This is a genomic window from Streptomyces sp. NBC_01335, from assembly GCF_035953295.1.
In the GTDB taxonomy this organism is placed as follows: Bacteria; Actinomycetota; Actinomycetes; order Streptomycetales; family Streptomycetaceae; genus Streptomyces.
This window is the reverse complement of record NZ_CP108370.1, coordinates 7,870,371-7,882,146: the sequence shown is the minus strand read 5'-3', so window position 1 is coordinate 7,882,146 and position 11,776 is coordinate 7,870,371. Positions and strand designations below refer to the sequence as shown.

9 protein-coding genes and 1 pseudogene are annotated in these 11,776 nt (G+C 72.2%); 5 read left to right on the top strand and 5 right to left on the bottom strand.

Annotation, left to right across the window (positions count from 1 at the left end):
* The first annotated feature begins 274 nt into the window (after nt 1-274).
* Together OG599_RS33220 and OG599_RS33215 are read left to right on the top strand one after the other, a co-directional pair.
* Nucleotides 275-1,870, top strand: a complete 1,596-nt coding sequence (locus OG599_RS33220) for an alkaline phosphatase D family protein (RefSeq protein ID WP_327179676.1) — start codon at nt 275-277, stop codon at nt 1,868-1,870.
* A 10-nt stretch (nt 1,871-1,880) separates the two neighbouring features.
* A complete protein-coding gene (locus OG599_RS33215) occupies nt 1,881-2,783 on the top strand; it encodes a discoidin domain-containing protein (RefSeq protein ID WP_327179674.1) in 903 nt (300 codons plus the stop codon).
* 72 nt (nt 2,784-2,855) lie between these two features.
* Here the strand turns inward: OG599_RS33215 and OG599_RS33210 are convergent, their stop codons facing one another.
* Both OG599_RS33210 and OG599_RS33205 read right to left on the bottom strand, forming a co-directional pair.
* The gene (locus OG599_RS33210) at nt 2,856-3,590 is read right to left on the bottom strand and encodes a DUF6250 domain-containing protein (RefSeq protein WP_327179673.1); all 735 of its coding nucleotides are present in this window, start codon (nt 3,588-3,590) and stop codon (nt 2,856-2,858) included.
* A gap of 34 nt (nt 3,591-3,624) precedes the next feature.
* Nucleotides 3,625-4,023, bottom strand: a complete 399-nt coding sequence (locus tag OG599_RS33205; protein WP_327179672.1) for an exo-rhamnogalacturonan lyase family protein — start codon at nt 4,021-4,023, stop codon at nt 3,625-3,627.
* 365 nt (nt 4,024-4,388) lie between these two features.
* Here OG599_RS33205 and OG599_RS35545 point away from each other — a divergent pair.
* A pseudogene (locus tag OG599_RS35545) lies at nt 4,389-4,576 on the top strand (cobalamin/Fe(3+)-siderophore ABC transporter ATP-binding protein); the annotation flags it as partial.
* Nucleotides 4,577-4,650: 74 nt separating this feature from the next.
* Here the strand turns inward: OG599_RS35545 and OG599_RS33195 are convergent.
* Nucleotides 4,651-5,886 carry an MFS transporter gene (locus OG599_RS33195; protein ID WP_327179670.1) on the bottom strand — a complete coding sequence of 412 codons (1,236 nt, stop codon included), beginning with the start codon at nt 5,884-5,886 and terminating at the stop codon, nt 4,651-4,653.
* A gap of 432 nt (nt 5,887-6,318) precedes the next feature.
* On the opposite strand from OG599_RS33195, the gene OG599_RS33190 reads away from it, so the two are divergent.
* Entirely contained in the window at nt 6,319-7,824 is a 1,506-nt protein-coding gene (locus tag OG599_RS33190) for an aldehyde dehydrogenase family protein (protein WP_327179669.1), read from the top strand.
* 85 nt (nt 7,825-7,909) lie between these two features.
* Here OG599_RS33190 and OG599_RS33185 read toward each other — a convergent pair whose 3' ends face one another.
* Entirely contained in the window at nt 7,910-8,536 is a 627-nt protein-coding gene (locus OG599_RS33185; RefSeq protein ID WP_327179668.1) for a TetR/AcrR family transcriptional regulator, read from the bottom strand.
* 87 nt (nt 8,537-8,623) lie between these two features.
* On the opposite strand from OG599_RS33185, the gene OG599_RS33180 reads away from it, so the two are divergent.
* Entirely contained in the window at nt 8,624-9,763 is a 1,140-nt protein-coding gene (locus tag OG599_RS33180) for an acyl-CoA dehydrogenase family protein (protein WP_327179667.1), read from the top strand.
* Between the two features lie 81 nt (nt 9,764-9,844).
* On the opposite strand, the gene OG599_RS33175 is transcribed toward OG599_RS33180, so the two are convergent.
* A complete protein-coding gene (locus OG599_RS33175) occupies nt 9,845-11,677 on the bottom strand; it encodes an AMP-dependent synthetase/ligase (RefSeq protein ID WP_327179666.1) in 1,833 nt (610 codons plus the stop codon).
* Between the last annotated feature and the right edge of the window lie 99 nt (nt 11,678-11,776).

The following is an 11,776-nucleotide window of genomic DNA, read 5'->3' as shown; positions in this document are numbered from 1 at the left end:
CGGGCCGGATCACGCGCTTCCGGTGCCGGACTGGCACACGAAGAGCCGGGGGTGGAGTTCGCGGCCCACCGGTTGCGCGCCCTTCACCGGGGACGCCCCGCGCGTCCATATAGTGCACGGGGGCCGACGCGCCGCGGGCCGAGGTCCGCGGGGGCGCACCCGTGGCGCCACCCGCAAGACTGTCGGGTCCCTGACAATAAGGAGTCGGCTCATCGCCCGTCGACGGACTCCCGGCAGACGCCCCGTGTTCACGGCGCTCCGTTGTGGTGAAGAGGTGACTTCCAGACTCGCTCCACCTCCGGCGCTCACGGCAGCCACACGCCGACGGTTCGTCACCGTCACGGCCGCCGCTGCCGCCCTCGCCCTGTCCGGTGCCCTCCCCAGCGCGGGTGAGGCCGCCGCCGCTCCCGCCGCCCGGCTCAAGGACGATCCCTTCAAACTGGGTGTCGCCTCCGGTGATCCCCTGCCCGACGGGGTCGTCCTGTGGACCCGGCTGGCGCCCGATCCCCTCGCCCCGTTCAGCGGAATGGACCGGCGGACCCACCCGGTGCAGTGGGAGGTCGCGGCCGACGAGCGGTTCCGCAGGATCGTGCGGCGCGGTACCGCCCAGCTGACCCCCGAGTTCAACCACACCGCCCATGTCGACGTCCGCGGCCTGGAGCCGTGGCGCGAGTACTTCTACCGGTTCCGCTGCGGCGGGTTCATCAGCCCGGTGGGGCGTACGAAGACCGCGCCCGCCGCCCATCAGCTCGTGCCGCGCCTCTCCCTGGCCTTCGCCTCCTGCCAGGCGATCTGGGAGGGCTGGTTCACCGCCCACCGCGACCTCGCGGCCCGCCGCCACGACGTGGTGCTGTTCCTCGGGGACTACATCTACGAGTTCGGCATCGACCGGGGCGTCCGCCCGGGCGACGGCGACGAGCACAACACCCGCCAGGCGGTGACCCTGGACGACTACCGGCAGCGGTACGCGTACTACAAGCTCGACCCCGACCTCCAGGCCGCCCACCACTCCGCCCCGTGGATCGTGGTCTTCGACGACCACGAGGTCGTCAACAACTGGGCGAACCTCGCCGCCGACGGCTCCACGCCGGACGACCTGCTGATCCGCCGGGCCAACGGGTTCCGGGCGTACTGGGAGAACATGCCGCTGCGCGCGCCGCAGTTCCCGCAGGGCCCGGACATGCAGTTGTACCGGCGGCTCGCGTACGGGCGCCTCGCCGAGTTCTCGATGCTCGACACCCGTCAGTACCGCGACGACCAGGCGAACGGCGACGGGACCAAGGCCCCGAACGCGGCGACCGCCGACCCGGCCCGTTCCATCCTCGGCTTCCCGCAGGAGCGCTGGCTGCTCGACGGGCTCAGCGGCTCACGGGCGCACTGGAACATCCTCGGCCACCAGACGGCCATCACCCTGCTCGACACGACGTACGGACCGGACGTCGCCGTCCCGATGGACACCTGGGACGGGTACAGCGCCTCCCGCGACCGGGTGCTCGGCGGCATCGCGGACCGGGGGGTGCGCAACGTCGTCAGCCTCGCCGGCGACCTGCACCGCAGCGTCGCCAGCGATCTGGCGCTCGACTTCCACGACCCCGATTCCCGCGTGGTGGCGACCGAGTTCGTGGGAACCTCGATCGCCTCCGGCCTCGACGGTCAGGACCTCGACGCCACGGGACAGGCGCTCCTCTCCGAGAACCCGCACATGAAGTTCGGCAACTTCCAGCGCGGTTACGTCAGTTGCGAGATCACCCCGGACCTCTGGCTGGCCGACCACCGCGTGTGCGACCGGGTCACCGTGCCGGACGGCACCGTGAGCAGCCGGACCGTCCTCGCCGTCGAGAACGGCGTTCCCGCCGTCCAGCAGGCCTGAGGAGCGCGCCATGAAGACAGCCGTGAAGAACGTCCGTACGGTCACCGCCGTCGCCTTCGTCGCCATCACCGCGTCCACCCTCGCCACCGGCGGCTCGGCCCACGAGGCCCACGCCGCCGGGCAGTCCTTGCCCAAGTCGTCCGCGGGCCCCGTGGTGCTCTCGGCCTCGCCTACCAGCCTCACCGGATCCGAACTCCCCTGCATGCCGACGAAGTTCAGCGTCTCCATGACCAACACCGGTACGACGGCGCTGTTCGCCGACGCGACGCTGACCGCGGAGGCGCCGATCACCCTCTCGGACCAGGTGTTCTCGACCTACCTGCCGGCCGCCGACCCCGACCGGCCGGTGACCCGTTCGGTGGGCGTACGGGTCCCGCCGGGCACGGCGCCGGGCACCTACGACCTGACCGCCGTCTCGGGCAAGCAGCGCGTCGTGGTCCCCCTCACGGTCCAGGCCCCGCCCGCGCCCGGTCCGGGCGTCGACCTGGCCTACGGGAGGGCGGTGACCGCCTCCTCGACCCACGGGAACTTCACCACCTGCGCCGCCGTGGACGGGGACAGCGACTACCTCCACTGGGGGTCCGGGTACGGCTGGAACGACGCCGACAAGGGCGTCTTCCCCGACTGGCTCGCGGTCGAGTGGCCCCAGCCGGTCGAGCTGGGGCGGATCGAGACCGTCACCTACGGCACCCCGGCACGCCCGGCGGCCCTCCAGGGCATCAAGGACTTCGACGTCCAGGTGCGGTCCGGGGGCGAGTGGCTGACCGTCGGGTCCTACCGGGGCAACACCCTCGACCGGATCGTCACCACCTTCGAACCGGTCACCACGGACGCGGTCCGGGTGCTCGTCCACGCCTCCAACAGCGCCGACTACTCGCGGATCCTCGAAGTGGAGGCGTACGCACCGGAGTAGGGCGCGCCTGGCGGCCGGCACGGGTCGGTCCGGAGCGGACGGGTACCGCTCCGGACCATTGCTGAGCCCCCGTCAGCGACCGCGTCGCACCTCGAAGTCGGTGATGCGGAAGTGGCTCCAGGTCGTTCGGAAGGCGAAGTGTCCCGCGGTGTACGGCTCGGGGTCCTGGTAGTCGAAGACCAGGATGCCGTTGTTCCACCAGCGGACCTTCGAGCCGTCCGACTCGATGCGTACGTGGTTGGGCCGGTCCGGCGTGAGCAGTGGCTCGGTGTAGTCGTACACGAGCGGGCGGACCCCGGCCTCGCCGACATAACGGCGCAGCCGTGTCGTCGTGTTGGAGTTGGCGCCGTAACCCGCGTAGTAGGTGGTCAGCTGGTCGTAGTCGGCGAGGGTGCCGTCGCGGTGGGTCGCGAAGAGGTCGCGCGGGGAGCGGGTGTCGGTGGCGTTCCAGAAGTTGTTGAGGTCTGAGACCCGGTCGTTGGCGCCGCCGGCCGAGACGGCAGTGGCGGTGTAGGTCAGCACGTACGGACCGTTCAGGCGCCTGCGGAACCAGACGGTGGCGCCGGCCGGGGTGTCGATGTCCAGGACGCCGTGGCGTGCGGTGACGCTGCCGCCGTTCTCCAGTTCGACGGCCCACTGGTCCAGGCCGTGCCGGAAGTCGTCGTGGGCGAGCAGTGCGCCCGTGCGCCCCTCGGGTGCGCGGTCCCGGGCGTGGGGCGCGGCGTGGGCTTGGGCGGTGGCGGGCAGTACGGCGGAGAGCGCGGCTCCGGCCGCCAGGGCGGCGAAGGCTCTGCGGGTGGTGGTCATGGGCGGGTGCTCCTCGGGTCGTGGGTCGGCGGGATCAGGCGGAGGGGAGGTCGGCGCCGATCAGCGCCAGGTTCCGGATGGCCGCGAGGGCCCACTGCGCGGAGGGGTTGGTGGAGATCCAGGGGATCTCGGTGGTCTCGCGCAGGACGGCCGGGACGCGGACGGTCACCGGGTTCCGGTCGTTGGGGGGAAGTAGGTGTCCGGGCCGGCTCTGGACGGGGACGTCCGTGCCGTCGGCGGTGCTGAGCCGGAACCTCTGCCGCTCGTCCGTCCACACGCCCCTGGCCCAGGGCATCCCCCAGGTCACTCCGGCGTGCCCCCGGGGCCTCGCTGCCGGACGCCGGGCGGAGGTGGCGGCGCCCCAGGTGAGCGGGGAGTCGGCCACGGCGAGGACGGCGGATTTGAGCAGGGTGCGTCTGGCGGGGGCTGGCATGGCAGGCCTCCGTACGGGCGGGCGCCCCGCACCCCGCTCCTCCGAGCCGGCCGCGGGAGCGTCGAGTGAGCGGTTCCGGTGATCACGTTGCCGGTAGGCGCCTGGGGAAGTCGATGAAATCGGAAGTTGCGCCATGAAGATGCAATGCTCCGTACACAATCCTCCTGGCAAACCAAGCACCGGGAAGACGATACGGCCGAGTACGTCGGAGGCGAGGATCATCACCCGCCCTGGGAGGTGCCGGTGGCCGTCATGACCGCGCTGCTCGGGGTGCCGTTGCTCATCGCGCTGGTACGACGCCGCACGGTGGCGCCGTATGAAGGACACCAGTCGTATGAACCAGCCGAAGACCGCGCACCACCCTGGGACCGCCGCGTGACGTCGTCACCGCGCAACTGGTCCACGACGTCTTCGGCCTGGAGCCGGTCGTCGTCCCCGACCCGGTCACCGGCAGCCCCCTCATGTGCCCGGCGCGCCGTGGCGGGCCCCGGACGGCGCGGAGGTCTCGGTCCCCGGGCAGGAAGGTCCCGTCGCGGACCGGGAGTCGGCGTAGGCGCGCGCCTCCTGGAAACGTCGGAGCGGTGAGGCCCTGGGAGGGCTTCACCGTTCCGTCGTTTCCAGGAACCTTCAGCCTCTTCCCACGCGGTCGTGGCCGGTCCGGCCGTTGCGCAGGACCGCGAAGAGCGTCCACGCCGCGAGCAGGGCGACGACCACGCCGAAGGCGATGCCCGCGGTGCGCAGCCCGAACAGGTCGGCGGCGAGGCCCACTCCGACGACCGGCAGGGCGAGCGCCACGTACAGCACGGTGAAGTAGACGGAGGCCAGGTCGCCCCTGCGGTCGGTGGGGGCGGCCGCGTTGATGTCGGCGAGGCCCGCGCGGAAGCTCATGCCCTGGCCCGCTCCGGCGGTGAGTCCGCCGGTGAGCAGGAGGCCGAACGACGCGGTGGCGAAACCCGCGGTGAGCAGGACCATGCCGAGGATGAGGCCGGCGCACCCCACGGGGAGGGCGCGCGGTCCGAAGGCCGGTACCAGAACCACCTGCCCGACCGCCGAGGCGCAGAAGATCGCGCAGATCACCACTCCGGCCACGGTCAGGCCGGGTAGGTCGAGGAGCTCGCGCAGGAACGAGGGGACCACGGCGGTGAACAGACCGAGCACCGCGAACCCGGCGAAGCCCGCGATGGACGCCCGCAGGAAGACGCCGCGCATGTGCGCGGGGACCTGCGGCCGCGCCAGGCGCAGACGCGGGCGGCGTGCGGTGACGGTGACGGGTTCGGGCATGAACCGGACGGCGACGGACGCGAGGACGAGGAGCCCGAGGTCGAGCGCGAAGGGCAGCCGCAGCGGGGCGGGCGCGTACTCCGCCAGCAGGCTGCCGATCAGCGGGCCGCTTCCGAGGCCGCCCATCTGGGTGACCGTGGCCACCAGCGTCGCCCGCCCGGGGCTCCGGGCGCCCGCGAGGTCGACGATCGCGGCGGTCGCCGTTCCCGTGAAGAGACCGGCGGACAGCCCGGACAGCAGACGGGCCGGGAAGAGCAGGGCCAGTTCGGAGGCGGCGAGGAAGATTCCCGAACTGGCCATGGAGAGGGCCAGCCCCGGCAGGAGGGTGCGGCGCCGTCCGATCTCGTCCGAGACGTGGCCGCAGCAGAGCAGCGCCACCACCACGCCGACCGCGTAGGTCGCGAAGATGACGGTGATCATCAGCGTGGAGAAGCCGAACTCCTCCTGGTAGAGGACGTACAGCGGGGTGGGCAGCGTCGTGCCCATCATCGTCACGGCGAAGGCCGCCGCCACCAGCCAGATACCGAGCGAGTCCGGGGCGGTGCGGCGCTGCTTCGGAGCCGGTCCGGGAGGAGGAGACATAGGCCCCATGATGGATGAATTGCCTGGAATGTCCGGGTGCGACATCCTTCCGGCCGCACCGCACGACCGCGCGGACGGCTTGGTACGGCTCACCGGGAAAGGGTGCCTCGGACACCCGCGCGATCCGTCATCAGCCGTTCGAAAAAGCGCAGTTGACCTCCCGGGTGCGGCCCAGCCGAACACCTCGCCGCCCCACCGCGTCCGGAGTATTGACGCACGATGAAACAACTCAATAGTTTGAGTATCTTCGACTCATGGGGAGCCGCCCGGAGGTTCCGGACCGCCACCCTGAGGCTCCGGACCGCCGGCCGCGAGCGGCACGACCACACGCCACCGATCGCGTACGAGACACGCCGGAACGCCCTCCGTTCCGGAGCAGTCGCCCCCCGGAACTCCCCGCGCACTTCCCCGTACTCCCCCTGAGGAGACCCGATGACCCACAGCTCCCCGGCCGCCGCGCCGCGCGCCGCGACCTTCACCACCTACTCCCCCGCGACCGGCGAGCCGCTCGCCGAACACCCGGTGAACGGGCCGGAAGAGGTCTCCCGCGCGACCGCCCGGGCCCGGGCCGTGCAGGCGGGGTGGGCCGCACTTCCGGCCTCCCGGCGCCGCGACCACCTGGTGCGCTGGAAGAAGGCGCTCGCCACCGACCTGGACGCCATGGCGCGCACCATCGCCGAGGAGACCGGCAAACCGGCCGGCGACGCGGCGCTGGAGGTCGTCCTCACGCTGGAACACCTGGGGTGGGCCGCCCGCAACGCGGAACGCGTGCTGCGCCGCCGGAAGGTGCGCACCGGGCTGTTCACCGTCCACCAGCGGGCCTCACTGGTGCACCGGCCGCTCGGCGTGGTCGGGGTGATCGGCCCCTGGAACTACCCGCTGTACACCCCGATGGGCTCCATCGGCTACGCCTTGGCCGCGGGGAACGCCGTGGTGTTCAAGCCGTCCGAACTGACCCCCGCCACCGGCGTCCTGCTGGCCGGGCTCTTCGACGCGGCCGTGCCCGAGCACGCCGGGCTGCTCACCACCGTCACCGGCGCGGCGGCCACCGGGGACGCACTGGCCAGGGCGGGGGTCGACAAGCTGGCGTTCACCGGTTCGCCGGGGACGGCCCGCAAGGTGATGGCGGTGTGCGCCGAGACGCTGACGCCGTTCCTCGCCGAGTGCGGCGGGAAGGACGCCGTCATCGTCACCGCGGACGCCGACCTCGCCGCCGCCGCCGACGCCATCGTGTGGGGCGCGCTGAGCAACTCGGGGCAGACCTGCGCGGGGGTGGAACGGGTCTACGCGGTGCGGGAGATCCACGAGGAGCTGTGCCGACGGGTGGTCGAGAAGGCCGGGGCACTGCGTACGGGCGTCGAGGCGGACGCCGCCTACGGCCCGATGACGCTGCCCGGCCAGGTCGCGATCGTGGAACGTCACGTGACCGGTGCGGTCTCGGCCGGTGCGCGGGCCCTGCTGGGCGGGCCCGAGTCGGTCCGCGCGCCGTACGTCGCGCCGGTGGTGCTGACGGGAGTACCGGAGGACGCCTCGGCGATGACGGAGGAGACCTTCGGCCCGGTCGTGGCGATCAACCCGGTGACCGACGTGGACGAGGCGGTGGAGCGGGCCAACGCCTCGCGTTACGCCCTGGGGGCCGCGGTGTTCTGCCGCGGCGGGCGGGAGGGCGCGGCGATCGCGGCCCGGCTGCGCGCGGGGGCGGTGTCGGTCAACTCGGTGCTGGGCTTCGCCGCGGTGCCTGCGCTGCCGTTCGGCGGTTCGCAGGACTCCGGCTTCGGGCGGATCCACGGCGAGGAGGGTCTGCGCGGCTTCACCTCCGTGCAGTCGACGACGGTGCAGCGGTTCACCCCGCCGATCGCCCTGACCTCCTTCGACGTGCCGGCCGCCACCAGGGAACGCGCCGTGCGCCTCGCCCGGGCGCTGCACCGGCGCCGCTGACCGGCCGGGCGGGTACGGCGTACGGGGCGGGCACGGCGTACGGGGGGTGCGGCGTACGGGGGAGGTACGGCGGTCCGCGCGGCGGTCAGGCGTCCAGCAGCGGGGCCAGGTAGCGGCGGGCGAAGGCCCGGGCCTGGTCCTCGTCGTCCATCTCGATGCAGCTGGCGGGGTTGAGCAGGAAGGATACGGCGACCCGCACCATGAGCTCGGCGACCGGCTGCGGGTCCTCCTCCGGGCGCCCCTCCGCCTGCTGGGCGCGGCGCAGATGGGCCGTCAGGTAGGTGACGGTGGCCGAGAGCGTGAAGGCGCCCTGCACGGTCAAGTAGGGCAGTACGAGCTCGGGTTCGAGGCGGAGCAGGCCGCCGAAGAGCGGATGGGCGCGGGTGTGGCGCAGGGCGACCACGAAGCCCTCGACGACCCGCTCCTCCATGGTGGGCAGCGCCGCGACCGCCGAGTCCAGCCGCTGGAAGAAGCGGCCGAGTTCGCGCAGCAGGGTGGCTTCGACCAGCTTGTCCTTGGTCTGGAAGCGCCGGAAGACGGTGACACGGGAGACTCCGGCCCGTTTGGCGACATCGTCCACGGAGGAGCGTCGCAGGCCCAGGAGGGTGAACTGCTCCAGCGCGCCGTCGAGGATCCGCCGCGCGGTGGGGTCCTCGGGCTCCGGCTGTGCGGCGGCCCGGGCGAGCTCCGGGTCGTTCGTGTCGGTTCTCATGGCGTTCACGATACCGGCGAACCCCTCCCCTGGAGACGATGAAACGACTATCGTCAATGAGTATCATCACGAATCCCGGAGGACCTGATGGGCAGTCGCCTCACCGCAGAACAGGCCGATTTCGTCGCGGCCATCCGTGATTTCGCCAAACGGGAGTGCGGGACCCGCGAACAGCGCTCCGCGCTGACCTCGGACGGCCGTGAAGCCCACAATCCCGAGCTGTACGGCAGGCTCGCCGACCTGGGCTGGCTCGGGGTGTGCCTGCCCGAGGAGTACGGCGGTTCCGGCGGCGGGATCGCCGACGCCTGCCTCGTGCTGGAGGAGACCTCGTACGGCATGGTTCCGGCCGGGGGCTTCGTCACCACCGTCATCGCCGCGAAGGCGTACGAGAAGTTCGGCACCGAGCGGCAGCGGCGGGAGGTGCTCTCCAAGGTCGTGCGCGGTGACGTGCTCTCGATCGCCATGTCGGAGCCGGGGGCCGGGTCGGACGTCGGCGCGCTGCGCTGCCGGGCAGGCCGGCAGGCGGACGGCACATGGGTGATCGACGGCCAGAAGACCTGGATCTCCAACGCGCACTGCGCCAGGCACATCCTGCTGGTGGCGCGTACGGGCGAGGACAAGCACGGTGGCCTGACCATGTTCCATCTGCCCGCCGGCACCGCGGGCGTGGAGGTACGGCGCATCGACACCATGGGCGGCCGGGAGGTCAACGACGTGTTCCTCACCGACGTGCGGCTGCCCGCCGACGCGGTCGTGGGCCAGGTGGACGGCGGGTGGCGGCAGTTGATGGCCGGGCTCAACCACGAGCGGCTCTTCCTGGCCGCGAACATGCTGGGCCTGGCGCGCCGCGCCTTCGACGACACAGTGGCCTACGTCCGCGAACGCGAGCAGTTCGGCCGGCCGGTCGGTTCCTTCCAGGCGCTGCGGCACCGGATCGCCGACCTCGCCACCGAGATCGAGTGCACCAGGCTGCTGGTGCGCGAGACGGCCCTGGACTGCGACGCCCAGCCGGAGAAGCTGTTCCCGCGCGAGGCGTCGATGGCCAAACTGAAGGCGACCGAACTCGCCAAGCGGGCCGCACTGGAGGGCATGCAGATGATGGGCGGCTACGGCTACACCACGGAGTTCGACATGGAGCGCCACCTGCGGGCGGCGGTGGTCTCCACGGTCTACGGCGGGACCAGCGAGATCCAGCGGGACGTCATCGGCAAGACCTACGGCCTCTGAACGGGCCCCGGCATACGCGAACGGGCGGCCCATGGGGGTGGACCGCCCGTTCGCGTGAACCGAAGGCGTTGGGTGACCGGCTCAGCCCTGGTAGAGGCCGAGGAGCGAGTCGGCGTACTTGTCCCGGATGACCCGGCGCCGCATCTTCAGCGACGGGGTCAGCTCCCCGGTTCCCGGGCCCCACTCCTCGGCGAGCAGCTCGTACCGCTTGACCTGTTCGCTGCGGTTGAGCCGGGAGTTGGCGGTGTCCACCGCCCGGTCCACCTCCGCCCGGACGGCGGGGTGCTCGGCCAGTGCGGCCAGTCCCCCCGCCGTCCCGACGCCGTGGGCCGCTGCCCAGACGGGGGCGGCCTCCGCGTCGAGCACCAGCAGGGCGACCAGGTACGAGCGGTTGTCGCCGTGCACCATCGCCTGGCCGATCAGGGGGTGTTCCTTGAGCGCGTTCTCCACCAGCGCGGGCGAGACGTTCTTTCCGGTGGAGGTGACGATCATCTCCTTCTTCCGGTCGGTGAGCCACAGGTAGCCGTCCTCGTCCGTCCGGCCGATGTCGCCGGTGGCCAGCCAGCCGTCGGGGTCCAGGGCGGACCGTACCGATCCGTCCGGCTGGAGGTAGCCGGAGAAGACGGAGGCGCCCCGCACCAGGATCTCGCCGTCCTCGGCGAGGCGGATCTCCACGGACTCCACCGGGCGTCCCACCGAGCCGAGCCGGAAACCGGCCCGGGGGCTGTTGCTGGTGGCCACGCCGGTGGTCTCGGTCAGCCCCCAGGCGTCCATGATGACGATGCCGAAACCGGCCCAGAACCTCACCACGTCGACCGACATGGGCGCCGAGGCGCTGGCCGCCCAGGTCACCCGGTCCAGACCGCCCGCGGCCAGCATCGGCAGCAGTACGTCCTGGCGGACGCGACCGTACCGCTCTTCGAGCTCGGCGGGCGGCGCATCGCCCCGCTCGCGGTACCCGACGTGCGCCCGGGCCACCTCGAACGCCGTCTCGATGACGGCCAGTTGCCCGGCCGGCATCAGCGAGAGGAGACCCCGCACGGTGGCGGAGAGCTTCTCCCAGATCCTCGGCACACCGAAGAACTGCGCGGGGCGCACCTCGCGCACCACGGCGGCGACGCCCGACGGATCGGCGCAGAGGTAGACGTGCGAGGCCCGGTGGCAGGGCAGGTAGATGCCCAGCATCCGCTCGGCGATGTGCGCGAAGGGCAGATAGCAGATGTGCTCGACATGCGGCGGAAGCTCCACCACGGCATCCAACGCCAGTGCATTCGCCATTACTTGACGATGCGTCAGGACTACGCCCTTGGGTTCCCCGCTGGTGCCGGAGGTGTAGACGAGGGTCAGCGGATCGTCGGGTCGGGCGGCGTCCAGCCCTTCGGCGAACCGCTCCGGCACCGGTTCGCGGAGCAGGGCGGCGTACGGGAAGTGGCTTCCCTCCGCACCCTCCTCGGCCACCACCAGGCGCTCCAGCGGGGTGTCCGCGTCGGTCAGCAACGGTTCCCACAGCGCCACTTGGGCCGTCCCCTCCACCACGGCGAGGCGGGCCCGGCAGTTGCGGGCGATGTGGGTGATCTGCTCGGGGGCCGCGGTGCCGTAGACACTGACCGGGACGGCGCCGAGGCGGACCAGCGCCAGGTCGGACAGCCAGTGTTCGGGCCGGTTGGACATCATCAGCAGGACGCGGTCTCCCCGGCGGACGCCTAGCGCCCCGTAGCCGGCTGCGAGGCTCCGGGTGTGCTCCTCGATCTCCGCCCAGCTGAACGTCGTCCAGGCGCCGTCCTTCTCCGCCGGCTGCCAGGAGATCCCCGGCAGGTCGGGGTACTCGCGTGCGTTGCGGGCCAGCAGTTGCGGCAGGGTCGGGTCGGCCGGTGCGTCGGGCAGGTCGCCGGTGGTGCGGGGTGCTGCTGTCATCGGGGCCTCCGCGGGTCGGAAGGAAGAGGGGGGAGAGTCCGGGGTGGGCGGGGCGTGGGAATCCCCGCCGGACGCTCCGGGCAGGGTGGGCGGGCGCGG